Origin of the sequence: Rubrobacter marinus (genome assembly GCF_011492965.1) — a bacterium.
In the GTDB taxonomy this organism is placed as follows: Bacteria; Actinomycetota; Rubrobacteria; order Rubrobacterales; family Rubrobacteraceae; genus Rubrobacter_F; species Rubrobacter_F marinus.
Map to the genome: position 1 here is coordinate 2,337,244 of NZ_CP045121.1, position 23,683 is coordinate 2,360,926.

24 protein-coding genes and 4 pseudogenes are annotated in these 23,683 nt (G+C 69.4%); 10 read left to right on the forward strand and 18 right to left on the reverse strand.

What is annotated here, in order from left to right; all coding sequences use genetic code 11:
• Positions 1–70 precede the first annotated feature (70 nt).
• Genes GBA65_RS12030 through GBA65_RS12040 form a run of 3 tightly spaced genes read right to left on the reverse strand, consistent with a single transcriptional unit; the run spans position 71 to position 2,378 of the window.
• Complete coding sequence (locus GBA65_RS12030) at positions 71–745, reverse strand: YdcF family protein (RefSeq protein ID WP_166396759.1); 675 nt, start codon at positions 743–745, stop codon at positions 71–73.
• Positions 742–1,368 carry a molybdenum cofactor guanylyltransferase gene (gene mobA / locus GBA65_RS12035; protein WP_166396760.1) on the reverse strand — a complete coding sequence of 209 codons (627 nt, stop codon included), beginning with the start codon at positions 1,366–1,368 and terminating at the stop codon, positions 742–744. The genes GBA65_RS12030 and mobA overlap by 4 nt, the downstream gene beginning before the upstream one ends.
• Positions 1,365–2,378, reverse strand: coding sequence for a PrsW family intramembrane metalloprotease (locus GBA65_RS12040; protein WP_166396761.1), 1,014 nt, complete (start codon positions 2,376–2,378; stop codon positions 1,365–1,367). The genes mobA and GBA65_RS12040 overlap by 4 nt, the downstream gene beginning before the upstream one ends.
• 160 nt (positions 2,379–2,538) lie before the next feature.
• Here GBA65_RS12040 and GBA65_RS12045 point away from each other — a divergent pair, with 160 nt between their 5' ends.
• Together GBA65_RS12045 and GBA65_RS26460 are read left to right on the forward strand one after the other, a co-directional pair.
• Positions 2,539–3,036 carry a flavin reductase family protein gene (locus tag GBA65_RS12045; RefSeq protein WP_166396762.1) on the forward strand — a complete coding sequence of 166 codons (498 nt, stop codon included), beginning with the start codon at positions 2,539–2,541 and terminating at the stop codon, positions 3,034–3,036.
• A pseudogene (locus GBA65_RS26460) lies at positions 3,033–3,496 on the forward strand (RidA family protein). The gene GBA65_RS12045 and the pseudogene GBA65_RS26460 overlap by 4 nt, the downstream one beginning before the upstream one ends.
• Before the next feature lie 64 nt (positions 3,497–3,560).
• Here the strand turns inward: GBA65_RS26460 and GBA65_RS12055 are convergent.
• From GBA65_RS12055 to GBA65_RS26470, 4 genes and pseudogenes are all read right to left on the reverse strand, one after another.
• Entirely contained in the window at positions 3,561–4,418 is an 858-nt protein-coding gene (locus tag GBA65_RS12055) for a VanW family protein (protein WP_166396763.1), read from the reverse strand.
• A gap of 274 nt (positions 4,419–4,692) precedes the next feature.
• Positions 4,693–5,262, reverse strand: a pseudogene (locus GBA65_RS26465) (peptidoglycan binding domain-containing protein); the annotation flags it as partial.
• A gap of 187 nt (positions 5,263–5,449) precedes the next feature.
• Positions 5,450–6,427, reverse strand: coding sequence for a VanW family protein (locus GBA65_RS24380; RefSeq protein WP_323127095.1), 978 nt, complete (start codon positions 6,425–6,427; stop codon positions 5,450–5,452).
• Positions 6,428–6,614: 187 nt separating this feature from the next.
• Positions 6,615–7,298: pseudogene (locus GBA65_RS26470) on the reverse strand (peptidoglycan binding domain-containing protein); the annotation flags it as partial.
• A gap of 198 nt (positions 7,299–7,496) precedes the next feature.
• Here GBA65_RS26470 and GBA65_RS12070 point away from each other — a divergent pair.
• Positions 7,497–7,751 (forward strand): glutaredoxin family protein, encoded by a 255-nt coding sequence (locus GBA65_RS12070; protein WP_166396765.1) that lies wholly within the window; start codon positions 7,497–7,499, stop codon positions 7,749–7,751.
• A 15-nt stretch (positions 7,752–7,766) separates the two neighbouring features.
• Here GBA65_RS12070 and GBA65_RS12075 read toward each other — a convergent pair whose 3' ends face one another.
• The gene (locus GBA65_RS12075) at positions 7,767–8,678 is read right to left on the reverse strand and encodes a hypothetical protein (protein WP_166396766.1); all 912 of its coding nucleotides are present in this window, start codon (positions 8,676–8,678) and stop codon (positions 7,767–7,769) included.
• 130 nt (positions 8,679–8,808) lie between these two features.
• On the opposite strand from GBA65_RS12075, the gene GBA65_RS12080 reads away from it, so the two are divergent.
• Positions 8,809–9,459, forward strand: a complete 651-nt coding sequence (locus GBA65_RS12080) for a histidine phosphatase family protein (protein ID WP_166396767.1) — start codon at positions 8,809–8,811, stop codon at positions 9,457–9,459.
• A gap of 54 nt (positions 9,460–9,513) precedes the next feature.
• On the opposite strand, the gene GBA65_RS23135 is transcribed toward GBA65_RS12080, so the two are convergent.
• The 6 genes and pseudogenes from GBA65_RS23135 to GBA65_RS12110 all read right to left on the reverse strand — a co-directional run bounded on the left by GBA65_RS23135 (position 9,514) and on the right by GBA65_RS12110 (position 14,741).
• Positions 9,514–10,206 (reverse strand): cold shock domain-containing protein, encoded by a 693-nt coding sequence (locus tag GBA65_RS23135; protein WP_228281293.1) that lies wholly within the window; start codon positions 10,204–10,206, stop codon positions 9,514–9,516.
• Between the two features lie 193 nt (positions 10,207–10,399).
• Positions 10,400–11,395 carry a hypothetical protein gene (locus GBA65_RS12090; protein WP_166396768.1) on the reverse strand — a complete coding sequence of 332 codons (996 nt, stop codon included), beginning with the start codon at positions 11,393–11,395 and terminating at the stop codon, positions 10,400–10,402.
• Positions 11,396–11,471: 76 nt separating this feature from the next.
• Positions 11,472–11,660, reverse strand: coding sequence for a winged helix-turn-helix domain-containing protein (locus GBA65_RS12095; RefSeq protein WP_166396769.1), 189 nt, complete (start codon positions 11,658–11,660; stop codon positions 11,472–11,474).
• Positions 11,661–11,706: 46 nt separating this feature from the next.
• Positions 11,707–12,834, reverse strand: a complete 1,128-nt coding sequence (gene pheA, locus GBA65_RS12100; RefSeq protein ID WP_228281295.1) for a prephenate dehydratase — start codon at positions 12,832–12,834, stop codon at positions 11,707–11,709.
• 230 nt (positions 12,835–13,064) lie between these two features.
• A pseudogene (gene uppP, locus GBA65_RS12105) lies at positions 13,065–13,882 on the reverse strand (undecaprenyl-diphosphatase UppP).
• A gap of 178 nt (positions 13,883–14,060) precedes the next feature.
• Entirely contained in the window at positions 14,061–14,741 is a 681-nt protein-coding gene (locus tag GBA65_RS12110; RefSeq protein WP_166396771.1) for a Crp/Fnr family transcriptional regulator, read from the reverse strand.
• Between the two features lie 209 nt (positions 14,742–14,950).
• On the opposite strand from GBA65_RS12110, the gene GBA65_RS25285 reads away from it, so the two are divergent.
• Positions 14,951–15,082, forward strand: a complete 132-nt coding sequence (locus tag GBA65_RS25285; protein ID WP_266096489.1) for a hypothetical protein — start codon at positions 14,951–14,953, stop codon at positions 15,080–15,082.
• Between the two features lie 29 nt (positions 15,083–15,111).
• Here the strand turns inward: GBA65_RS25285 and GBA65_RS12115 are convergent, their stop codons facing one another.
• Together GBA65_RS12115 and GBA65_RS12120 are read right to left on the reverse strand one after the other, a co-directional pair.
• Positions 15,112–15,423, reverse strand: coding sequence for an antibiotic biosynthesis monooxygenase family protein (locus GBA65_RS12115; RefSeq protein WP_166396772.1), 312 nt, complete (start codon positions 15,421–15,423; stop codon positions 15,112–15,114).
• A gap of 11 nt (positions 15,424–15,434) precedes the next feature.
• Positions 15,435–16,358 (reverse strand): GGDEF domain-containing protein, encoded by a 924-nt coding sequence (locus tag GBA65_RS12120; protein ID WP_166396773.1) that lies wholly within the window; start codon positions 16,356–16,358, stop codon positions 15,435–15,437.
• Between the two features lie 180 nt (positions 16,359–16,538).
• On the opposite strand from GBA65_RS12120, the gene GBA65_RS12125 reads away from it, so the two are divergent.
• The 3 genes from GBA65_RS12125 to GBA65_RS12135 all read left to right on the forward strand — a co-directional run bounded on the left by GBA65_RS12125 (position 16,539) and on the right by GBA65_RS12135 (position 18,871).
• Positions 16,539–17,423: a sigma-70 family RNA polymerase sigma factor gene (locus GBA65_RS12125; RefSeq protein WP_166396774.1), complete on the forward strand. Its 885-nt coding sequence runs from the start codon at positions 16,539–16,541 to the stop codon at positions 17,421–17,423.
• 81 nt (positions 17,424–17,504) lie between these two features.
• Positions 17,505–18,122, forward strand: coding sequence for a phosphatase PAP2 family protein (locus tag GBA65_RS12130; protein WP_166396775.1), 618 nt, complete (start codon positions 17,505–17,507; stop codon positions 18,120–18,122).
• On the forward strand, positions 18,113–18,871 hold the full coding sequence (locus GBA65_RS12135) for an MBL fold metallo-hydrolase (RefSeq protein WP_166396776.1): 759 nt from the start codon (positions 18,113–18,115) through the stop codon (positions 18,869–18,871). Before GBA65_RS12130 ends, GBA65_RS12135 begins: the two co-directional genes overlap by 10 nt.
• Positions 18,872–19,147: 276 nt before the next feature.
• On the opposite strand, the gene GBA65_RS12140 is transcribed toward GBA65_RS12135, so the two are convergent.
• Entirely contained in the window at positions 19,148–19,561 is a 414-nt protein-coding gene (locus GBA65_RS12140) for a Fur family transcriptional regulator (RefSeq protein WP_166396777.1), read from the reverse strand.
• Between the two features lie 127 nt (positions 19,562–19,688).
• On the opposite strand from GBA65_RS12140, the gene GBA65_RS12145 reads away from it, so the two are divergent.
• Together GBA65_RS12145 and GBA65_RS12150 are read left to right on the forward strand one after the other, a co-directional pair.
• Positions 19,689–20,066 carry a DUF4383 domain-containing protein gene (locus tag GBA65_RS12145; protein ID WP_166396778.1) on the forward strand — a complete coding sequence of 126 codons (378 nt, stop codon included), beginning with the start codon at positions 19,689–19,691 and terminating at the stop codon, positions 20,064–20,066.
• Between the two features lie 387 nt (positions 20,067–20,453).
• Complete coding sequence (locus GBA65_RS12150) at positions 20,454–20,687, forward strand: hypothetical protein (RefSeq protein WP_166396779.1); 234 nt, start codon at positions 20,454–20,456, stop codon at positions 20,685–20,687.
• A gap of 259 nt (positions 20,688–20,946) precedes the next feature.
• Here the strand turns inward: GBA65_RS12150 and GBA65_RS12155 are convergent, their stop codons facing one another.
• The gene (locus GBA65_RS12155; RefSeq protein ID WP_166396780.1) at positions 20,947–23,397 is read right to left on the reverse strand and encodes an MMPL family transporter; all 2,451 of its coding nucleotides are present in this window, start codon (positions 23,395–23,397) and stop codon (positions 20,947–20,949) included.
• Positions 23,398–23,683: the final 286 nt, after the last annotated feature.

Consider the following 23,683-nt stretch of genomic DNA (forward strand, 5'->3'; position numbering starts at 1 on the left):
GCCGCGTCGGTGAAACCCGTAACGACGCGCGCCCGGAGCCGGACCGCCGCGTGAACCTATTTGGCTGCGGTCACCGGCCGGGGGAGCGGAGGCGCGCCCTTACTCCGTGCCACGCCCTGTACCAGACGACGGCCACGATCTCCCTCACGAGCTGCCCCCTCCTGTCGAGGCGCCCGCGCCACATCGGGCTGCGGTACGCGGGCTCGGCGACCGCCGGCAGCCCGGCCTCCCCGAACGCCTCGACCGCGCGAACGCAGTGCAGGGGATCGGTGACGACGCGCACCGCCCCGATCGCGCGCCTGCGCGCGATCTCCGCGACGTACCAGGCCGACTCCCAGGTGTTGAGCGCCCGATCCTCAAGCACGACGTCCCCGCCCGGAACCCCCTCCCGGCCGAGTATCCCCGCCATCACCTCGGCCTCGCTCGGCGGATGCTCCCCCGTCCCGCCGGTAACGACGACGAGGCCGACGGCGCCCTCCGCGTACAGCCGGGCCGCGTGGCGCACCCGCGCCTCCAGGACCCGGCTCGCCCTCCCACCCGGCAACACCTGCGCCCCGAGGACCACCGCGACCCGGGGCGACACCTCTAGGCCCTGCTCGTCCGCCCACCCGCGACGAAACACGCGAAAGAGCCGCGCGAGATCCCCAAAGATCCCCTCGACCGCGCCCCTGACGGTGTCGAACACGGTCAGGGGCGCGGTAGAACGCCGAGCCTTATCACCGGCGCCGCGCCGCAAAAATCTCATCCCTCCTCCCCGGCGAGCCAGCGCGCCCGCGCCAGGTCCTCGGGCGCGTTCACGTTCGTCAGGTAGACGTCCGGGTCGCCGAACCGCTCGAGCTCCTCCTCGACGTACTCGACCCCCGCCCCGAGCTCATCCAGAAGCCGCCACGCCGCCCTCGTCCCCGCGTCCAGCAGACGGGTCACGTCCGGGAGCACGCCCCTGTCGTACGCCGCGCAGAGGGGGTGCACCCGGCCCGCGCGCCGCGGCACCGCCGCCCGCAGGTCGCGCGAGCGAAGGCGGTCGAGGAGGAAGCCGACGAGGTCCCGGGGGACGAACGGCATGTCGCCCGCCGCCACGAAGACCCGCCGGGAAGAGGCGGCGCCGAGGCCGGCCTCGAGGCCCGCCAGGGGTCCCTCGCGGCCCTCGCGCAGGTCGGGGACCCTCTGTGCTCCCGGCAGGTCGGGCCCGTCCCCCACGAGGAGGATCTCCCGGCAGTGGGGGGCGAGGGCGTCGTGGACGCGCGAGATCAGGGGCACGCCCCCCACCCGGAGCGTCAGCTTCTCCCTCCCCATGCGGCTGCTCTTGCCGCCGGTCAGGATGATCCCCGTGGCCTCCGGGGGATCGGCGCGTTCCGGCCCGCCCGTCAATACGAGGCGGACTGGCCCGTCCGTCCGAACCTCAGCTCCTTTATGCGCTGGCGGAGGTACTGCTCCTTCTGGATCTGGGTGGGGGCGAACGGCTCGCGCGCGAGGCGCTTCGTGAACGCCAGGTCCACCGCGGCCTGGTGCATCCTGCGCGACCGGCGCCACTCCGTCAGGCGGCCCGTCAGGAGGAGGCCGAGGTAGTGGAAGCTCCGGGCGAAGTAAGTCGGGAGGATGGCGTACTCGCTCCGGCTGATCGTGCCGTGGTCCACCTCCTCCCTGAGCTCGCCCCGGATCGTGCGCCGCTCCACGGCGAGCCAGCTTACGATGACGACCGCGTACAAGAGCAGCACCAGACCTTCGATCAGGTAGGCCACCGGCCCGAAGAGCGAGGCCGAGAAGTTGAAGAGGGCGTGCAGTAGGATCGCCCCCGCGAGGCCGAGGAGCGGCAGCAGCAGCTTCAAGGTGTACGAGCGCACCCAGGGGATGAGCCCGATCCCTATCCCCGTCAGCGAGGTGAAGGCGGCGTGGGCGAACCCGCCGAAGATGCGCCGCACGAGGAAGACCTGGTCTCCGACCTGCTGGTACGTCTGGGCGTAGTACAGGATGTCCTCGGCGATGGAGAACCCGAACCCGACCGCCGAGCCGTAGACGATCCCGTCCATCACCCCGGAGAACTCCGTCCCGCCGCGGCTCAGGGAGACCGCCGAGGCGACCCCGAAGGCGATCAGGAGCGCGAGCCCCTTCGCGGTCTCCTCGACCGGCGGGGCAACGAAGACCGCCGTCAGAAAGGAGGCGGCGCCCGGGTCGGCCGTAAGCGCGCTCAGGGCGGCCCCGATCACCGTGTTGAAGATCAGGGAGATCACCACCGCGACCGTGAAGCCCCAGACGAAGACCGGGATCACGTACCGGAAGTCCTCCCGCTCGTACAGGTCTATCGTACGCACGAAGAGGAGGTACAAGATCGTCTGGAGCACCCCGATCCCGATCAGCGCAACGCTCAAGTTCCCCGCCACCAACCCTTCCCGAGGCCTCTGCCTCATCTACGCCCTCGCCGCCCCCTCGACGACGGGCGCGATTATACCCACACCCGTCCCTCCGAATACTCCCGGCTGCGACACGGCCAGGCTTGGTAGAATGGCGACTTATCGGATGGAGCCGACAGGACGGAGGCCGGTGGACGACAGAAGAGGATCCGACCGGGAAGCGATCACGAGCGCGATGAGCCACCTGACCCACGGCGTGTACGTGCTCGGCACGCGCCGGGGCCGCGAGCAGACCGCCATGACCGCCTCCTGGGTGGCCCAGACCTCCGAACGCCCCCCGACCGTCGCCGTGGCCGTCCGCGACGACCGCTACACGCACGACGTCATCATGGAGAGCGGGACGTTCTCCCTGAGCATCCTCCGCGAGGACCAGGTGGACGTCGCCACCCACTTCGCCGAGACGAGCGGCGAGTACCACGACAAGCTCCGGGGCATCCCCTACGACCTCGCCCCTTCCGGCGCCCCCGTCCTCCTCGACTGCCTGGCCTACCTCGACTGCCGAGTCCTGGACACGGCCCGCGCCGGGGACCACACGGTCTTTATCGGAGAGGTCGCCGCCGGCGAGGCCTACGGCAGGGACTTCCCGCTCGTCTACGACGCCAGCGAGTACGAGGAGGCCCTCCATTGAGTACGCCCGAGAACAAACTTCGTGAGCTGGGCCTGGAGCTCCCCCCCGTCCCCAAGCCCGCCGGCTCCTACGTCCCCGCCATCCGCGCGGGCTCCTTCCTCTTCACCGCCGGCCAGCTCCCCTTCGAGAACGGGAGCTCCGCTTCGAGGGCAAGGTCGGCGACGGGGTGACCCCCGATGAGGCCCGGGAGGCCGCCCGCCTCTGCGCCCTGAACGCCCTCGCCGCCGCAGCCGCGGAAGCCGGCGGCCTCGCCAACGTACGCCGCGTCGTGAAGGTTACGGGCTACGTCGCCTCCGCCCCGGGATTTAACGGCCAGCCCGCCGTCCTCAACGGCGCCTCCGAGCTGCTCGGGGACGTCTTCGGCGAGGCCGGTCTCCACGCCCGCAGCGCCGTCGGCGTCACCGAGCTCCCGCTCGGCGCCTGCGTCGAGGTCGAACTGATCGTGGAGCTCGCGGGCTAGACGACCCGTCCCCGAGACGCGCCGCCCCCGCGTCGTCCCCTCGCTACCGGCGGTCCGGTAGCTCTCAGGGCTTCAGGTAGCCGTAGACGTCCCGGTGGATGGGCCCGTCCGAGACGACTTCGCCGTCCCTCCTCACCTTCTTGTACGTGACCCACTCGGTGACGGGGTTGCCCTCGGCGTCGAGCGAGGTGGAGACGAGCTGGGAGTTCATCTCGACCTTCTTGCCGGTGGGGCGGCCCCAGATCTCGGCGTTCACGTACCCGTCCTCGTCGACCCACTCCCTGAGCAGGAGATAGCCGTCCGTGTTGTTCTCGAACCTCATGTCCAGGTCCCCGAACCACACGGTCGCGTCGAAGCCGGGCCGTATGTACGGCAGCTCGGCGTAGTGCGGGTGGCGCTCGACGACCTTGAGCCCCGCGTAGTTTGCCGCCATGTACAGGGTGGAAGCGACCTGGCAGAGGCCGCCGCCGTCGGCGGTGTCCACCTGACCGTCGATGATCACGCTGGTCGCGTAGTAGTCCAGGGGCTCGGCGAGCTCGTTGAACGAGAAGACCTCGCCCGGCGCGAGCACCGTCTCGTCGACCGCGCGGGAGGCTATCTCCAGGTTCGCGACCCGGCCGGGCCCGTCGTCGTAGGTCGTGTAGTTCGTCCGGTACCGGCCGAGGAGCGCGGTCGGCTTCAGGCCGTTCGCCTCGTCGGCCGTGAGCTCCGGCTCCGCCGTCACGACCGGCAGCTCGAACCTCCTGACGCCGCCGCTGTTCTCCAGCAGACCGTCCTCCATCGCGGCGAGGAGCCGCTCTTCTTCTATCCGCTCGCCCGCGCGGCCCTCTCGCACCGAGACCTCCCCGTCCTCCACGGCGAAGCCCGCCTCCACGGGCTCGTCGGTCAGCGCGGCGTAAGCCCCCTCCAGGCTCGCCCGCACCCCTCCGGATCGAAGGAAGCCCCGAGCCCCCCTCCCTCCGGCGACACCTCCAGGGCCTCCCGAGCTTCTCCGCCGAGACCACCCACTCGTCGTCCCCGGCGGCGAAGGTCACCGGCCCGGACAGGGCCCCCTCGACGGCGGAGGCGACCTCCCGCGCCTCCGCCGTCGAGACCTCGGGCTCGTCCTCGCGGACGACGGCCTCGGCCTCCGCGCGCCCGTCCGCGACGGCGCGCGCGACGCTCGCCACCGTGGCGTCGACGTCCAGCGCGCGCCCCTCGCGGGCCTCGACGACCTCGACCTCGTCCCCCGTCACCACGACCCCGGCCTCCCTGGCCTCCGCCCGCACCGGCGCGGCGAGCGTTTCGATCTCCTGCCGGACGGTCCCCGGGTCGTAGGCGACCTCGGGCGTCACCGGCGCCCCACCCCACGCCGCGCGGAGCCGATCCCCGAGCCGCGACGCGACGTTCCCCTCGCGGCCCACGGCGTAGGCCCTCCTCGAGGTCGCGACGACGTCGAGCCGGAGGCCGGCCTCCCCTGCGGTGAAAGAGACGCCCTCCGGCCCGACGACCCTGACCCCTTCGAGCAGCCCCACGGTCTCGTCCTGCAGCGCCCGGCGAGCCTCCGGTAGAGACTTCCCGCCGAGCTCGACCGCCCCCACCCGGACCCCGCGACGGATCTCGCCCGCGTTGAGGCCGAAGTCCAGGACGACGAGGAGAAACACGGCGGCGACCAGGTATAGGAAGCGGCGCGGGGGACGCGGAGGCTTGCGGCTCGCCGCCGGCCTCCCGTCGCCGGAGGACCGCCCGGTGGAGAACGACTCCAGGAGGCTCCCCCCGGAGGGCATCTTTGTGTCCGAGATCCCTGCCCCTCCCTCCTCCGGACGCGACGACCGCGCGCCATACCGGAGAGCAAAAGCCGCGTGGCGGCGTCCAGCGGCCGAACCCTAGCATGGCGCGCCAAAGGGTGCCACACGAGGGGGCGGACCCGGCTACTTTGCCGGGTCCGCCCCCTCGTGGTGACGGGTCGGGAGGTTAGGGGATGACGGGCGCCGGCGTGAGGTCCGTCGGCGGTATCTTCTTGCCGTGCTCGTCGATGAGGGCGTCGTAGGAGGTGGTGTAGACGGGACCATCGAAGGTCACCTTGCCGTCCTCCTCGATCGTCTTGTAGGTCACCCACTCGGAGGCGTCCTCGCCCCTGAAGTTGGGCTCCGAGTTCATCTGCACCTGCGTGCCGGTCGGGCGGCCGTAGATGTTCGCGTAGACGTAGCCGTCCTCGCCGACCGACTCCTGCACGAGCAGGTAGCCGTCCGTCGTGTTCCGGAACCTCATATCGAGCGCCCCGAACCAGACCGTCGCGTCCATGCCGGGCCTTATGTACGGCAGCTCGGAGAAGTGGGCGTTGCGCTCCACGATCTCCAGGCCGGCGTAGTTTGCCGCGTTGAACAGCGTCGAGGCCACCTGGCAGAGGCCGCCGCCGTCGGCCGTGGTCTCCTTCCCGTCGACGATCACGTGCGTCTCGTTGTACTTCAGCGGCGCGGCCAGCTCGTTGAACGAGAAGACCTCGCCCGGCGCCAGCAGGGTCCCGCTAATCGCGTTGGACGCTATCCTGAGGTTCTCGACGCGCTCGGGGCTCTTGTCGCTGCTCAGGGTGTAATCGGTCCGGTAGGAGCCGAGCAGGTCCGTGGGCTTGAGCCCCTCGGCCTCGGCGGTCGTGAGCTCGGGCTCGTCGGTGGCGACCGGTATCTCGTACTCGCGCTTGCCCTCGAAGAGCCCGGCCTCGAGGTCCGCGAAGAACTCGTCCTCCTGCACGGCCCTCCCCGTCCGGCTCTCCGTCACCGTCACCCCGGCCGCCTCGGGGACGAAGCTGGCCTCGCGCGGCGCGACGTTGAGCTCCTCGATCGGCCCGGCGAGCAGGGTCCGCAGCTTCTCCCTGTCGAGCGCGACCTCCAGTCCCCCGTCCTTCGGGGCGACGTTCAGCGCCTGCCCGGCCCCTCGGGCGTGAGCGTCCAGTCCTTCTCCCCGCCACGAGCTCGACCGGCCCGGAGACCACCTCCTCGGCCCTCGCGGCGGCCTCCTCGGCCTCCGCGGTAACGACGTCGGGCGGGAGGGCGCGGCCCGCGACCTCGGTCTCGCCCGTGAGCTCGCCCACCGCCCGGTCCAGGTTCGCCAGCGTGCCCTCGACGTCCGTCTCGTACCCGTCGGCCGAAGGCCCGACCTCGACCGCCCCGTCCGCGACCGTGACGGTCGCTTCCGTGGGCGCCTTGTCGAGCCTCCCGGCGAGCTCCGTTATCTTCGCGCGGGCGACCTCGGGGTCGTAGAGGATCTCGGGCCTCACCGAAGCCAGGCCCCACGCCGCGCCGAGCCGATCCCCGAGCCGCTGCAGGATGTTCCCCTCGCGCCCGACGGCGTACGCCTCCTCGAGCGTGGCCTCGGTGTCCAGGCTTATGCCCAGCTCGTCCTTCGTGAACGAGACGTCCTCGGGGCCCGCGAGCCTTATCTCCTCGAGCGGCCCCGCCGCCTCGGCCTCGACGATCTCGCGCGCCCCGGACAGGGTCTCGCCGCCGACCTCCGCCGGGCCGACCTCGACGCCCCGGTAGATCTTGCCGGAGTTGGACCAGTAGTCGAACGCCACGACCACGGCGACGAGGGCGCAGGCGACGATGATCGGGACCGAGATGCGCCGCCGGGGCTTCCCGCCCCCCGCCGGCCCGGACCTCGAAAAGCCGCCCGGACGCGCACTCTCCGGCCTCCGGGCCCCGTCCCCTGTCCTACTCCTAAGCAAATCTTCCTCCCTGTTCGGCCCCAGAGGGACCCGACAGCCTCGTTCCTGAAACGCAGCGTGATCCGAGAGAGCTCCCCCTCTCCGGACGGACCCTAACACGTCGCTTGAGGCCGTTCCAGCGGACGGCAGAGTAATTTCTCTCGCTACACTTCAAGCTCACGTACACGGTCTACTTCGCCTTGAGGTACAGGCTTCCGTGCCCGTTCACGGGCCGTTGCGGGCGCGGTCACGGTGCGGGTTTCGGGTCGCGGTATAATCGGTGGGCACGTATCCTTGATAAGAATCAGGAGGCACGAGATGGCGGAATCCACGACCGGGAACGGACAGATAACGCTCTACACCGGCGAGTATTGCCCTTACTGCCGCAGGGTGAAGAACGAGTTGGAGCGTCTGGATCTCGGCTACGAGACCGTCAACGCGGACGCCGACGGCAGGGAGACCGTGATACAGCTCTCCGGCCAGCGGGCCATCCCGATCCTCACCATCGGCGACGAGGTGCTCGTGGACTCGACCTACATCATCAGGGAGCTTCGCAAGCGCTACGCCTCCTAGGGGCGGCGCCCCGGCTTACCTCCCGCGGCCCTCGAGCTCTCCGAGCACGTAGTCCGCGTAGAAGGCCACCGAGTCCTCGGCGCCGTTCTCCAGAAACGACCTCGCCTGCCCGATGGGATCGGCGGTGAGGTCCTCGAACTCCAGGACTATCCCTTCGCCCCACTCCCCCGCGCCGCTCCACGAGCCCCCCTGTGGGGAGTGGCGGCGCAGGGTCTCCCCCACGTAGCAACCCAGGCCGTGAACGAGCGGGTCCAGGACGCGGGGCGGCGTATACTCCGTCTCCTCGTTCAGCGCCGCCGTGAGCAGCTCCTCGATCAGGGGTAGCTCCTTGGTCTCGTAGCCGAGGCTCAGGCCCCAGTGGCGGTTCGCGGTCTCCCTGAAAGTTTCGGCGCAGGTCTCCGGGCTCTCGAGGTCGTCGCCGTCGACGAGGTCCAGTAGGAACAGAGCCGCGGCGGATCTACCCTCGAAGAAGCGCAGCTCGTCGGGCACGGGGTAGGCGCTGAGGAACTCGAGGGTCGATCCCGCGTGGTCCGAGCCGCGCAGGATGGCGGCCATGCCGACCGCCCTACGCACGGCCTCGTCGTCCCAGGGGTCCGTCGCCACCTCGACGAAGACGTCCTCCTCCGGCTCGGAGCCCCGCTTGAGGTGGATGGCGAGGTTGGCCCGCCCCTTGGGAGAGCTGATCTCCTTGAACAGCTCCACCACCCTGTCGCCGCGCCTGCTGAGCTCCTCGGCGGCGTGCTGGATCGCGACCGGCCGCGGGGCGTCGCGCTCTAGCTCGATCCGGCCGTCTTCGTCGGGAAGGACTGGGGCGTCTTCCGCTGCCCCCTGTTCCCGCGCCTCCTGCGTCTCGTCCGCCGGGGGTGGCGCCGCCGGAGCGGTCGGTCTCGCCTCGGTCCTGTTGCTGCTGCGCCTCCTCCAGAACATACGGAAAGACCCCCATCCTCGAGACCCTGCCTCCGGTGAGAATCTTAGCATCGGGCCCCGCCCCGCGGAACCTGGGCGCTCCGGGGAAGCCATTTGCCGGATGCGGGTCCGATGCACTAACCTACCGCGCATGAGCTTACAGAGCGAGAACGAGCGGCAGGAACTCATCCTGGTCCGCCACGGCCAGTCGACCGCGAACGCGACCGGGGTCTGGCAGGGCCAGCTGGACTTCCCCCTCTCGGAGCTGGGGAGGCGACAGGCCGCCGAGGCGGGCCGGGCCCTGCGGGGGACGCAGATCTCCGGCGCCTACGCCAGCCCGCTCTCGCGGGCCTTCGAGACCGCCACGATCGTGGCGGGCGAGGCGGGCTTCGCCGGCGAGGTCGTGCCGGTGCCCGGCTTGAAGGAGCGCAAGGGCGGCACCCTGGAGGGCCACACCTGGGCCGAGCAGGAGGCCCGGGACCCCGAGTTCGCGGAGAAGTTTCTGGCCCTGCCCGAGGAGGAGCGCTGGACCCTCGTCGGGGCCGAGACCGACGAAGACATACTGCACCGCTTCGTGGAGGCCCTCACCTCCGTGCGGGCCAGGCACGAGCCCGGCGACCGCCTGCTCGTCGTCTCCCACGGCGGCGTCATGCGAGCCTTCCTGCGAGACCTCTTCGGCGAGGAGATCCTACCGGGCAGCGAGCGCGCCCCCAACGCCTCCATCACCCGCCTCCTGTGGAGCAAGGACGGGGCCCCGCCAGAGCTGCTCGAGCTCGCCGCCACGGGCCACCTCTCGTCGTAGCCCCCGGTGCCACCGGGGCCCTCCCCAAGTTACGCTTCGAGCGGTGCCCGCGCCTTACTGCATCAGGCGGACGGAGCGGGCGTTGGGGCCGCGGTCGTTGCGGCCAACGACGTACTCGACCTCGCCGCCGGGCCCGAGGTCCGAGGCTTCGCCCTCGACCTCGGAGTGGTGTACGAAGAGATCCTCGCCCGTCGGGCGCACCAGGAATCCGTAGCCCTTCTCGGCGTCGAACCACTTGACCCTGCCGCGCTCGCGGCCCGGCTCGGGGCCGGCTTCGGGCTCCGCCGCCGCCGGCTCGTCGGCCACGGGCAGCGCCAGCTCCGCGGGCACCTCGACCGACGCCTCGACCGCGAGGGAGGCGACGGTGGGCGTCGAGGCCCCGTTGCCGTCGTGCGAGCCGCCTGCCGCGACCTCCAGCACGATCGAGTCCTCCGCGACCTTCACCACCACGGAGTCGACGCCGGACCAGTACTCCTTCCAGATCGGGTCGTCCGCGATCGCCGGGTCGAGCCACAGGCCCCAGCCGTCGCGCTCGCCGTGGTCGAGGACGCCCTCGAAGACGCTGGCGGGCTCGCGGGGGCCCCTATCCCGGCGGTAGATGTCGTTGCGCGACCGGAACGACTGCACGCTGGACGCGCTGGTCCCGAGGGCGTCGGCGATCCAGTCGTCGGTCTTGCCCGCGTCCACCCATTCCCGGATCTGCTTCATGTGCGGCTTGAGGGCGATGCGCTTTTTGGATTCGGTCATGCTCCCGACAACTCCTTGTTACCTTCTGACCTGTTCTTTCTCTCCCGCAGGCTTTGGAAAGGCTCGATGTATGAATTATTAACCGTGACGGTAGACATATTACCACCGGTTTGGCGCTTGCAAACGAGCAAGCCCGCGAAACTCCCCGCGAGCATGCTTTATCGGTCTTACCGTGTGTTTCGCCGCGTTTCTCCTACTCGCTACCGGGCGCGTCGGCGGGACCGGACCGGGGCGGGGCGGCCTCCGGCTTCGCCCCCTCTTCCTCCTTCGTCCCCGGGGCGTCCTTGGCCTGCGGGTCCTGCACCCTCGTGGGCTCCTCGCCGCGGTCGGCGTTGGCGCGCGCGGCCCGGCGCGCGGCGCGGTCGTCCGGGCTCGGCTTGGCGGCCTCGTCGTCCGTCCCGCCCGTGCTTATGACCTCCCCGGTGGCCTCGTCCGCGGCCCCGCCCTCGGGCTCCTTCGCCTCCTCCACGGGGGGCTCGGGGAAGACCACGTCGTTCTCCTGGGCGAGGTCGTTCAAGATCTCGCCCGCAATAGGGGCGGGCAGCTCCAGCCTCAGGGCCAGCCCCTCGGCCGCCTCGAGCACCGCGTAGTCGTCCGAGGCTTCGCCCTCGCTCAGGGCGCCCAGGGCGACGAGCATGCGAGCGATCCCCGGGGTGGGGACGACCGTGTCGCCGCCCGCGGCGACCCTGAGGTACTGGATCAGGGGGAGATCGAAGCCGGGCACGACGCCCGCGATGGGCTCGGTCTGGTGGATGCGCCGCCGGATGAAAAGCCGCGTGTCGTAGCCGTCCGCCCAGCGCTTGAGGACCTCGGCCTCGTCGACGTAGTTGTACTGGGTCACGCGGTGCTGGAACTGGCCGAGAAGCTGCCCGGTCATCGCCCGTATCCCCTCGTCGCCGAAGAACCAGGAGTCGTCCTCGACGTTCATGATCCCGCTGGCCCTCGGGATCGTCATCTCGTCCTCGTCGTCCTCGAAGGTCTCCGCGAAGGCGCGTACCTTCTCGCGCACCTCCTCGACGGGACGCCCGCTCCCCATCAGGGCCGTCTCGTAGATGATGAGCGCCGCCGGTCCCCTGCCCACGCTTTCCATCCTGCGGGCCGCCCTCTCGAGCCTCGCCTCGTAGTCGGGGAGGTTCTTGATCTTCCAGGCCGCCGCCTCCAACGCTCCGCCGTGCAAGACATCTACCATTGCAACCCCTCCGTGTGCTTGCGAACTCCCCGTCTTCCATGCCTACGCGCGTCAATATACAGCATCTACGAGCCGCCTAAGGACCGCCCTCCTTCAGGCCGTACACGCCCGGCGCCGTCTGGCGAAAGGGGCTCTCCTCGTTGTCCCGAACGTCGACGGAGAGCCGGGCGCGCATGGTGTTGTGGGGCGTCCTGCCGGCGCTTTTCAGGTAGCCCGACTCCAGGGCTATCTCGGTGATGTCCCCGTAGTGCAGGGGGTGGCCCACCTCCTCGAGGACGAGCCTCGCCGCGGTCTTGAAGTCCAGAACCGGCCTACGACGCGCCCTCGGGGCCGCCCGGGGTGCGGACCTCGGGGTAGGCCCCGATCAGGGTCAGGTACGTCGTGTGCTCCTCGAGCTTCGCGAGCGCGCGGCGGACCCCCTCGTCCTCCGGGTGCCCAGCGAAATCCGCGAAGAAGACGTAGGTCCACGCGCGCCTCCTCGACGGCCGGCTCTCGATGCGCCTGAGGTCTATGCCCTCCTCGGCGAAGGCCGAGAGGGCGTCCCTCAAGCCCCCGGGCCGGTTCTTGAAGGAGAAGACGACGCTCGTCTTGTCCCTCCCCGTCGGCCCCGCCCACGTCCGCCCGAGCACGATGAAGCGGGTCGCGTTCGTCCGGGCGTCCTGGATGTCCGTGGCCAGCACCCGGAGGCCGTAGTGGTCGGCCGCCAGAGCGCTCCCGACGGAGGCCGCGCCCCTCTCCTCCGACGCGAGGCGCGCGGCCTCCGCGGTCGACTCCGCCTCCTCGAGCGCGGCGTGCGGCAGCTCCCTGCGGAGCCAGCTCCCCGCCTGCGCCAGCCCCATGGGGTGGGAGTAGACCTTGCTTATCCCCTCCAGAGAACCCTCCCGAGAGAGGAGGCTCTGGGAGATCGGCAGGTAGATCTCGCCGCAGATCCTCAGAGGGCTACCCATCAACTCGTCGAGGGTGTGGGTGACGGCGCCCTCCATCGAGTTCTCCACCGGGACGACGCCGTGATTCGCCTCGCCCCGCTCCACGCGCGCGAAGACGTCCGCGACCGTCGCCTCCGGTTCCAGCTCCACGCTCGCCCCGAACGCGCGCCGCGCCGCCTCGTGGGTGAAGGTCGACTCTGGGCCGAGGTAGGCGACCTTGAGGGGCGCTTCGAGGGAGATGGAGGCCGAGATGATCTCGCGGAAGACCGCCTCCAGTCCGGCCTTCGGGAAGTCCCCCTCGCCCAGCTCGACGACGCGCTCCATGACCTTGCGCTCGCGCGAGGGCACGTAAGCCGGCAGCCCCTTCGCCAGCTTCACCTCCCCGATCCTGTGCGCCAGCCGCGCCCGCTCGTCGAGGAGCCTCACGATCTGTGCGTCGACCGCGTCGATCCCGTCCCTGAGCCCTTCCATCTCGCCCGGCGCCTCGGGCCCGGAGCCCCCTTCAGCGAACACGGGCTTCCTCCCCGCGCTTGCGTGCTGCGTGCTTGTCGATCGGTGTCATGCCAACGCCTTCCACGAAACGGTGATCTCAGGACTCGTCCACGGGCCGGGGGAAGCGGCGCCGCGCTCGTGCGCGAGGCAGCTTCCCCCGGATAAATCGTCCACCGGCCGTAATCCTCATCGTCCTCCGAGCGCGCATGATCCGGGCCAAGCTATCAGAAGGGTTCGAGCCGTGTCAAAAGCTAGAGGAGGACGAGCAGCAGCGCGACCACGGCGGCGAGGCCGAAGCGGTAGTAGGCGAAGGCGCGCAGGGAGTGGTTCGCGATGAAGCGGATAAAGAACCTGATCGCGAGGTACCCGACAACCGCCGATGAGACGAAGCCGACCGCGAAGAGCAGCGTGTCGTAGGCGCTCATCCCCTCCTCGACGACCTCGAGAAGCTGCAACGACCCCGCCCCCGCGATGATCGGGACGCTCATCAGGAACGAGAAGCGCGCGGCCTCCTCGCGCTTGAGCCCCAGAAAGAGCCCAGGGTTATGGTCGCGCCGGAGCGCGAGACCCCGGGCACGAGCGCCGCGGCCTGCGCCAGCCCGATCCCCACCGCCTCCCGGAAGGTGAGCTTGGAGGAGTCGCGCGTCTTGCGCCCGACCGCCTCGCCGACGATGAAGAGGACGCCCACGAGCACCAGGTTGAAGACCACGACCCAGGGCGACCTGACGGCCGTCTCGAAGAAGTCTTCGAGAAAGAAACCGATGAGCGCCGCCGGTACCGTGGACGCCAGGACGAGGTAGGCGAGCTTCGCGTCGGGCTCGGCGATGCTCCGCCGGCACAAGGACCGCAAAAAGGCCGCCGCCATCCTGAGCAGGTCGCGCCAGAAAAAGGAGATCACCGCCAGAAGGGTGCCCAGATGCAGGGCCACGTCGAACGAGAGCCCGAACCGTTCCTGGTCCAGACCGAGAAAGTACTGCCCCAGCAGGAGGTGCCCGGAGCTGGAGACGGGCAGAAACTCCGTCAGCCCCTGCACGATCCCGAGGAACACGGCTTCCAAAAACTCCAGCATACGAACGGCACCTTCGCTCTAGCGGTCAACCACGAGGGCTCCGTGCCGGCGAGACCGTGCGCTGCGCGTCGCAGCACGGGCGATTCTTGGGGGTACCGGCTCCGGGGCAGCCGCGAGTATAGCCCAACCCCCTCGCGGGCGCTCCCCCTTCTGCCGGAACAGCCGGGGAGCGGCCCTCCTAGGCGCCGCTCAGGCGGGCGAGGGCGGCGTGGTCCTTGAGGATGATCCTGCCGCTCTCGATCTCCAGGACGCCGCGGTTGCGCATGTCGTTGAGCACCTTGGTGACGGACTCGCGCGTCGAGGCGACCATCGCGGCGAGGTCCTGGTGGGTGAGCCTCAGGTCGATGGTGATGCGGCCCTCGGCGTCCCGGTCGCCGAACTTGCTCGCGAGGATCGGCAGGAGGTTCGCGAGGCGCACCTCCGTCTCGCGCGGCAGGAGGCACTTGACGAGCTCCTCGTACTGCACCAGCCTGAGCTCCAGGAGCGTCATGGTTTTGAGCGCGGCCTGCGGGTTGCGGCGGACGGCCCGTTCCATAAAGATCTTCGGGACCTTCGTGACCCTGCACTCGGTGACGGCCTCGGCGTAGGCCCTCTGTCTGGCCTCCCCTGTGAACGCGAGGTGGCCGAAGATGTCCCAGGGCTTCAACAGCCGGAGCGTCGCCTCCTTGCTCCCCGAGTACGGCCTGAACAGCTTCACGACCCCGGAGGTCAGGACGTACAGGGCGTCCCCGTGCTCGCCCTGGCGGTAGATGGCGTCGCCGGGCTTGTAGATCCTGTCGGCCGAGGCGATCCCCATGCCCTTGAGGATCTCCAGGAGCGCGCGGCACTCCGCCTCCTGCACCTCGCCATACTCGCTCACAGAAGCATCAACGGCCAAAAACGTCCCCCGCTCCGCATCCTTCAACCCGAAACACCCCGATGGCTCCCGGAACCTCCACGCTCCATAAAACCTCCTACAAACACGAACATTATACCTTACCGGTCGTTCCCGACCGCTCGACCCGGGGCGACGCACCCCCGGGTGGGTTAGAATAACGCTGGTTCAAGGGCTACGTTGAGGGAGCACAAGTGAGGAGCGCATCACTAATCGTTATGATCGCCGTGATGATCTTTCTCTTCGCGGTCGTCTTCGCCATCCTCGGCAAGGGCGAGTACCAGCCGCCCTCGCCCGAGGAGAGCTCGATCTACAGTGTCCTCTAGGGACCGTCGGTAGCGAGTCGAGCGGCCCGTCAGGGCGACCCGGGGGCGCGCTCGACGGCCACGCTGTAGGAACCCATCTTCGGGTGGCCGCTGAGCAGATCTCCGCCCCCTCCCCTGCCGTGCGCCTTGCGGAACTCATCGCTCCCGACCCACGCGTCGAACGCCTCCCGGTCCCGCCAGCGCGTGATCACGAGCACCTCGTCCTCGGCGTCGGAGCGCAGGACCTCCATGGAGACGAAGCCGGGGAAGCCCTGTACGTGTCCCCCGCTCCCCGCGAAACGCTCCACGACCTGATCGGCCGCGCCCTCCTTCACCGGTAGACGGTTGATGATGGCGATCAAGCTTCTCCTCCTTATCGGGCGACGACGATGCCGCCGCCGCCCACGCGCTTGGCGGTCTTCAGGGCCCACAAGACCGAGCCCACGAGCTCGTCGGAGCTTGCGCCGTGCTCGGGGTAGCCGGCTACCCCGGCGTCGGCCCGCAGGCCCTCCGGGGAGCGGGACAGGTTGTCGAGCACGGCCTCGGCCGTGGCGTAGGCCTCCTCCGGCTCCGTAGCCGGCAGGAGGACGCAGATCTCGTCGTCCCCGAACCTCGCCCGGAGCGCGCCCTCGGGCGTGCCCTTCTCCACGGCCTCGGCGAGGCCCAGGAGGGCCTCCCTCGCCCGCGGCACGTTCCCGCCGGCGACCATCCCCGAGAAGTCCACGAGGTCGAAGACGATCAGCGCGAGCCGGTCGTGCTCCTCCACGGCTTGCGGCAGGAGCCACCGGTTGAAGAGCTCCCGGTCGGGGAGGCCGGTGAGGAGGTCCGTCGCGGTCGCGCGCCCGAGGTCGCTCTCCATCTTGGCCCGCGCGATCCCCTCGAACTCCTCCAGCCCCCTCTCGGTGACCCAGTCGGCGGCCTGCATCAGCTTCACGAAGAACCGGGCCACCTCGCCCCCGTCGAGCGCGTGGAGGTCCGTCCGGCCCTCCACGAAGCGCCAGACGCACCGCCGGAGCGACGCGTAGTCCTCGATCACCCCTACCGCGTCGCGGCCGAGGTCGTGCTGGATCGCCGAGATCTTCGCCACCATCGCCCGGGTCGCCCCCTCGCGGCTGAAGCCCTCCAGCGGCTCCGGGCTCCGCAGAAACTCCGCGAAAATCTCCAGCAGCCGCCCGACCTCCTCCACGAGCCGGGCCTCGGCCCCCCCATCCTCGCCGCCGCGATCCCGCCGCCACGCCGCCAAAACCTCCGGCGTACCGGCCTTGAGCCCTTCCGCAATCCCCGCTGCATCCCTCATAAGCATGATTATAAACGCATCGGCGGTGAAACCTCTCCCCCGCCCGCCGCGTATACGCCTAAACCATGTCGAAAAAGTCTCCCAAAGGAGAAAGGAAACGTTTGGAAATAGCCCGAAAGAGGTAGTATCAAGAGTAGTTTTCGAAACAGATTTTTGCCGCTGGGCACCCTGGGAGGGCGAATGGCCACCGAGATCGCAAAAAAGTCGGCCACCGGAAAAACAGAGAGAGAAGCGGAGACGCCGGAGCTTCTGGCGAAGTACCTGGCGCACATCGGCCAGGGCGACCTCCTCACGCACGCCGAGGAGATCGACCTCTCGGGTCGGGCGAAGGCGGGTGACGAGCGGGCCCGCCAGAAGCTGATCGAGAAGAACCTCAGGCTCGTCGTCTCCGTCGCCAAAAAGTACAGAGGCTACGGCCTGCCCTTCGAGGACCTCATCCAGGAGGGGAACATCGGCCTGATGAAGGCGGTGGAGAAGTTCGACCCCGACCGTGGTTTCAGGTTCTCCACCTACGCTACGTGGTGGATCCGCCAGGCGGTGCAGCGGGCGGTGGCAGACAAGGGGCGCACGATCCGCGTGCCCGTCCACATGACCGAGAAGATCCGGAAGGTCTCCCGCGCCTACAACGAGCTCTCCGCCGAGCTGGAGCGCGACCCGATGGAGGAAGAGGTCGCGGAGAGGCTTGGGTGGGCCATCGACGAGGTGAGGCTCACGATGGGCGCCATGCCGGACGCGACGAGCCTGGATCAGCCGGTCTCCTCGGACGAGACCTCCTCGCAGCTCGGGGACTTTGTCGAGGACGAACGGGCCTCGGACACGGCCGGTGAGGTCATGCGCGAGATGGAGACGGAGCACCTGAAGGAGGCCATCGAGCGCCTGCCGGAGCGCGCCCGTTACGTACTCGTGCGCCGCTACGGCCTCGACGATCGGGACCCAGCCACCCTCGCGGAGCTCGGCGACGAGCTGGAGATCTCGCGGGAGAGGGTCCGCCAGCTCCAGCGCGAGGCCGAGCGCATCCTCAAGGGCGGCGAGTACGGGCGCATCCTGCGCGACGCCGTCGCCTAGAACGACTTTCTCCTGCGGTAAGAAGGCCGGGTCTTTTATGGCCCGGCCTTCTTCGTGCCCGGGCTCTGCTAATCTCGCACCGTGCACGAGGACGGTTACATCCGTGGCGCCTGGATAACCTTCGTCCTCTTCTCGGCGTTCTCGGCGGCGGCCGGGCTGGGGTGGCTCTACCGCGCGGACCTTTGGGCGTTACGGACCTTCCAGTCCGTCGCCTCAGCGGCGCTGGATCGCGCGTCGGTGGCGTCCTCCGTCTTCGGGGGCGTGGAGGTGACGAGCGTCGCGCTCGGTGCGTTGCTCCTGTGGCTCTTCTTCACCCGGCGGCGGGGGCTCGCGGCACGGTTGTTCGTGGCGTTCGTGGCGACGGCGGTTCTGGAGCTGCTCATGAAGCTCTACCTCCCGCAGGTCCCGCTGCCCGAGGGCTCGGGGCGCTCGCTGGACTACGCGCCGGTGATCGTCGTCGATTACGCCTACCCCTACCCGAGCGGCCACATGCTGAGGGCCGTGATCCTCTTCGGCGCCCTGTACCTGCTCTCCGGAAACCGGCCCCTGCGGGCCGCGATCCTGGTGGTGCTGCTCGCGCTGGCCGCGAGCCGCGTCTACCTCGGGGTCCACTGGGCGTCGGACGTCGTCGGGGGGGCGCTGCTCGGCGTAGCGGGGCTTCTGTGGGCCTTCGGGAGAAAGGATGCGCCTTGGAGATAACCGTGGTGGGCAGCGGGACGGCCGTACCGCGTCTGGAGCGCCGTCAGAGCTGCGTGGTAGTGGAGGCCGGGGGCGAGACGCTCGTCTTCGACCTCGGCTCCGGGGCCGTGCGCGGGATGCTGCGGGCCGGCCTCGACCCGTTCTCGGTCGACAGGATCTTCTTCACCCACTTCCACCCCGACCACACGGTGGACGTGGTCCCGCTCATGTTCGCCATAAAGTACGGGGCGGAGACCCAGCGGGCGAGGCCGCTCGCCCTGTACGGGCCCGACCCGTTCGAGGAGTTTTTCGGCAAGATCTCCGGCGTCTGGGGCGAGTGGATGCTCGGCTATTACCCGACGGAGGTGCTAGGGCTGGCCCACACCAGCCCCTCCCCCGTCGAGCTTCCGGGCGCCCGCATCTTTTGGGCCCCGGCCGCGCACCGCCCGGAGAGCATCGCATACCGCGTCGAGGGCGAGGGCGGCGCGTTCGTGTACACCGGCGACACCGAGTACGCGGCCTCCGTCGTCGAGCTCGCCCGCGGCGCGCACACCCTGCTGATCGAGTGCTCCTTCCCCGACGACTCGCCGGTAGCGGGCCACCTAACGCCATCCGGCGCCGCCCGCATCGCCTCGGAGGCGGGCGTGGGGCGCGTCGTCCTCACCCACGTCTACCCGCCCGCGGACGCGCTGGATCTCGAGGCCGAGATCGGGCGCGGCTTCTCGGGAGAGGTGCTGGTCGCCGAGGATGGCTTGAAGCTCCACGTGTAACCTGCAATTCGGTGGGAAGTCCCTCCCGGGACCCCAGGTAGGCGTTCACGACCGGCGTGTTCGATCCGCCCGACTGCTCGCCGATCTTCCGGGAGCGTGCCGCCCTCGTCGTGGCAATGGCGATGGTCGGCGTTCTCGTGCTGGTGATGAGGGGCATCGGGAAGAGCTGCTACCGATCCGGCGCGGCGGCTCCTCGACGAGCGGTACATGAGGGGCGAGATCGACCGGAACGAGTACGGGCGGAAGCGCCGTGACCTTCGGGGCTGAGGCCCCGGGTCAGGAGTCCGAGCAGGCGGCGCAGCGGCCGTGCAGCGTGATCTCGTGCCACTCGGTGACGAACCCGGTCTCGCGCTCGACCTGCAGGGCGAGGTACTCCATGAGCTCCTCGTTGAACTCGATGACCGCTCCGCACTCCCGGCAGCGGGCGTGGTGGTGGATGCGCTCGGTCGCCAGCTCGTAGCGCGAGTACCCCTCACCGAAGTCCTCCTTGCGGACGATCCCGAGCTCGTGCAGGAGATCCAGCGTCCGGTACACGGTGGAGAGGCCGAGCTCGGGGTGCTCCCCCTTCAGGCGGTCGTGCAACTCCTCCGCCGACAGATGACGCGCGCCCTCCAACTCCCCCACGATCACACGCCGCTGGTTCGTTAGCCGGTAACCCCGGCTCCTGAGTAACTGCTCGAGCTCGCTCACGCGGCAAGTGTAGCCCAGCATGGTTCCAGGATCAATTCTTGCTTTCGGACTTGCGCCTCTTGTTGCTTGCTCTCCTGTATGGGTTATAACGTAACAGGGCGTGCAGACCGACCGAAGGAGGCACGGCATGGCGGCAAGAACGTATGCGCAGGTTGTAGGGGTAGTGTTGATCTTGCTAGGGGTGGTGGGCCTCTTGCTCGGGGACGAGCTCTTCCTGGGCATCCTGAACATCGACCTCGTGGAGGACATCGTCCATCTGCTCTCGGGCGGGCTCCTGGCGTATCTCGGCTTCGGGAGGACGGATGACGGTACGGTGCGGTCGGTCGTGGGCGTCGTCGGGGTCGTCTACCTGCTCGTCGGCATCCTCGGCTTTATAGTGCCGACGCTGTTCGGTTTGATCCCGAACGGCTACACCATCTTCGACAACATCGTGCACCTCGCCCTCGGCGTCCTGGCGCTAGTCGTCGCCGGCGTGCCGGGCCGCAGCTCCACGGCGCGGAGCTAAACTCCGCCGAAGCAGCTTATACAGTTCGTCGGGTCGGGCAAGTTGCGTCGCACGCAGGCGGAGAGGGAGCGCCCGGGCTTTATTGCGGGGCGCTCCCTCTTCCTGCATCGCGGGAGAAACGGGTGGACGTAGAAGCGGCGAGGGCCGGGCGACGCGAACTGCCCCTGTACCTGGCGGCGGCTCTGTCGTTGCTGGCCGCCCTCTCGCACCTCTGGGTCATGCCGGAGCACATGCGGGAGTGGTGGGGGTACGGGACGTTCTTTCTGGTCTCGGCGGCCGTCCAGGGGGCTTACGGCACCGTCTTGATGCGGTGGCCCGGCGATCGCTGTTTCTCGTGGGTATCGGGGAAACCTGTTCGTCCTCGCCGTGTACCTCTCGACGAAGACCGTGGGGATACCCTTCTTCGGTCCTCGTGCGGGAGAGGCGGAGGGCTTCGGGTTCGTGGACCTGTGCGCGGCGGCGTCTGAGGTCGGGGTCGTGCTCGCGCTGGGCGCGCTCCTGATGCGGGACTTCTCCCGGGAGCGCAAGCTTCAGGTCGCCATCGTCCTTACCGCGGCCGCGCTGCTCGTAGGGCACCTCGTCCACCTGCTGGCCGACGGGGCCGCGACGGGGCACGGCTAAGGGACGTGGCCATCGGGGCTTAGCGGCGCGTCCCAGGTACCTGGAGGTCGGGAGGAGCCCGTAGTATCGCTTTCCCAAGCGTCCACGAGACGCACGGCGCCGCCTCGATCGCCTCCGACGGGTGCCACGGCCGCCGCGCCGGTTCGCGCTTGCGCCCCCGTCCGGATTCCACCCCATCGCGGTCGATCTCCCGTTGCTTTCGGGGGCCTCCTCCCTCGCTGTGCTCGTCTTCGAGTACGCGAAGCCGGACGGGAGGTTTCTAGCCCTTGCGCTTGAAGACGCTCTTGCGGCCGCCGGGCCACCAGTTCCAGTCGCCGAGGATGCGCATCGTGGCGGGGACGAGGAGGACGCGGATGATGGTGGCGTCCACGAAGACGGCGACCGCGAGGCCGAGGCCGACCGCCTTCGTCGTCACGATGCCGGTAAACGCGAAGGCGCCCGTGACCACGATGATGATCGCGGCGGCCGAGGTGATGATGCCGGCCGTCGAGACCAGACCCTTCGAGACGCTCTCGGTGTTCGACTCGCCGTGCTCGTAGGCCTCCCGGATGCGCGAGAGCAGGAAGACCTCGTAGTCCATGGAGACGCCGAAGATCGTGCAGAACATCAGTATGGGGACCGTAGCGTCCACGAATCCCAGGGGCGCGAAGTTCAAGAAGCCCGAGAGGTTGCCGTCCTGGAAGACGAAGACCATCGCCCCGAAGCTCGCCGTGAGGCTCAAGATGTTCACGATCACCGCCTTCAGCGGGATAAAGAACGAGCGGAAGGTGAGGAAGAGGATCAGGTACGTCACCCCGAGCACGAACGCGACCGCGTAGGGCACGTTGCCGTAGAGGTTCGAGATGAAGTCCTTCTGCCCGGCGGAGAGCCCCCCGACGAGGTACTGCACCCCCTCCGGCGCGTCTATCGCCCGAACCTCCCCGACCACGGCGCGGGCCTCCTCTGTGTAGGGGTTCGGCGCGGTCACCGCCCGCAGGATCGTGCGGTCCCCGGCCACGAACGTGCTGAGGGCGCTTCGCACCTCCTCGGAGTCGCGGACCTCGGGGAGGGCGAGGACGTTGGAGATCCCCTCGGGCGTCGCCGTCCCGTCCGCGTTCACCCCCTCGGGAAGCTCCGGGACGCGGCCGTCGATCTCCTCGGCGGCGCGGCGCTCGGCCTCGGCGCGGACCTCATCCTCAGCACCCGGGGGCACGAAACCGTACTGGGCTTCGAGGCCGGCGAGCTGCTGCTCGACCGCCGCGTCGACCCGCGCCGCGGCCTGGGCCTCCGCGTCGCTGTGGGCGGAGGTTACGCGCTCGGCGTAGGCGCGGGCGGTCTCCTCGCCCACCGTGTAGATGCTCTCGACGCGCTCGACGCCGTCCGTCCCGCCGACGCTCCCGCCGAAGTCGCGGACCTTCGCGAGGTTCTCGGGGCTCAGGGGGTCGCCGGGGAGGGTGGCGACGATGTCTATGGGGGTCAGGCGGGCGTAGTCGAAGTCCCGCTTGAGGATGTCGTCGCCGATGCGCGACTCGTAGCGGGTCGGGAGCACCGTGGCCTCGGGGATGCCGACCCTCATGTGCAGGGCCGGGTAGAGGAGGGCGAAGAGGACGGCGCCGACGGCGAAGAGCACGAGCACGGGGTGGAGCATCACGATCTCGGCGCTCCTGCTCCAGAAGCGAGCGCCGACGGGCTCGGAGCTCCGGCGGCGGCGCCTCAGGGAGAGGGCGTTGATCTTGTGCCCCAGGACCCCGAGGAGCGCGGGGAGGAGCGTCAGGGCGGCGGCGACGGAGACGAAGACCACGAACGAGCCCGCAACACCGATGGAGCGCATGAACATATACGGGAAGAAGAGCAGGCCCATAAGCCCTATGAGGACGGCCGTCCCGCTGAAGAAGATGCTCCGACCTGCCGTCTCCACGGTCCTGGGCACGGCCTCAGAGACCGGGCCGTTCTCCAGCTCCTCCCGGAAGCGGCTCACGGCGAAGAGGGCGTAGTCGATCCCGAGGCCCAGGCCGAGCATCGTCGAGATCGTGAGGACGAAGAACGACATGTCGTAGGCGCCCGCGACAAAGTAGAGGGTGGCGAGGGTGACGGCGACGCTCGCGCCCCCGATGACCACGGGGACGCCGGCGGCGACGAGGCTGCCGAAGGCCACGATCAGGATGAGGAGCGCGAGCGGGAACGCGTACTTCTCCGCCCGGCGGATGTCCTCGTTGCTCGCCTCGGTGATGTCGAGGTAGACGGCCGGCGCGCCCGTGACGTAGGTCTTCAACTCGTCGGAGCGGACCCTCTCGCGCACCTCGTCGACGAGCCCTTGCGTCTCGTCGACGGAGACGCCGAAGGAGACCAGAGCGTAGCTTTTCTGCTCGTCCTTGGAGACGAAGAGCGGGTCCCTCGTCTCCGAGTAGGTGGTGACGTTCCGGACCTCCTCGATGCCGCGCACGTCCTCCAGGGCCCGGTTCTGGGCCTCCTGGAACTCGGGGCTCGTGGCGGGCGCGCCCTCGCCCTCGAAGACGACCGTGACGATGGCGGGCGAGGCGTCGAAGTCGTCGAGCAGGATCTCCTGCACCTCCTCGGCGTCGGAGCCCGCGCCGCTGAACCCGCCGCCCTTGAGCCGGTCGGAGAGGTTCGGGGCGAAGAAGGCGCTCGCCACGAGAAGGAGGCCCCACACGATGAGGATGGGCCAGCGGAACCTGTAGGAGAAGCGGCCGAGCGCGCTAAAAACGTTCAACCGACGCCGTGATCCTTGTCCTGAGGCCCGAGCTTCACGCATCTCATGTTACCCAATGCGCGACGAACGGATGGCGTTTCTTTTACAACACGCCGCCGAAGTCCCGGAACGAAGAACAGGCCCCGCCCCTCGACGGACACGACCGTGCCTACCCCGAACGCGCGGCGGGCATATACACGCGGCGCGAATGGCGAAGGACGAGCGGACAGACGGGCGCCTGAGGGCGCGTCCGGTGGCGGGGCCGACCGGCTCCCCCCGGTCGGCCTGCTCGGACTCGGAGGTCCCC

Coding starts and splice junctions, on each gene's coding strand:
- GBA65_RS23135 (WP_228281293.1), bottom strand. CDS start 10,206: ATGACCGAATCCAAAAAGCGCATCGCCCTCAAGCCGCACATGAAGCAG.
- GBA65_RS12090 (WP_166396768.1), bottom strand. CDS start 11,395: ATGGTAGATGTCTTGCACGGCGGAGCGTTGGAGGCGGCGGCCTGGAAG.
- GBA65_RS12080 (WP_166396767.1), top strand. CDS start 8,809: ATGAGCTTACAGAGCGAGAACGAGCGGCAGGAACTCATCCTGGTCCGC.
- GBA65_RS12070 (WP_166396765.1), top strand. CDS start 7,497: ATGGCGGAATCCACGACCGGGAACGGACAGATAACGCTCTACACCGGC.
- GBA65_RS12030 (WP_166396759.1), bottom strand. CDS start 745: ATGAGATTTTTGCGGCGCGGCGCCGGTGATAAGGCTCGGCGTTCTACC.
- GBA65_RS12120 (WP_166396773.1), bottom strand. CDS start 16,358: ATGAGGGATGCAGCGGGGATTGCGGAAGGGCTCAAGGCCGGTACGCCG.
- GBA65_RS12145 (WP_166396778.1), top strand. CDS start 19,689: ATGGCGGCAAGAACGTATGCGCAGGTTGTAGGGGTAGTGTTGATCTTG.
- GBA65_RS12125 (WP_166396774.1), top strand. CDS start 16,539: ATGGCCACCGAGATCGCAAAAAAGTCGGCCACCGGAAAAACAGAGAGA.
- GBA65_RS12075 (WP_166396766.1), bottom strand. CDS start 8,678: ATGTTCTGGAGGAGGCGCAGCAGCAACAGGACCGAGGCGAGACCGACC.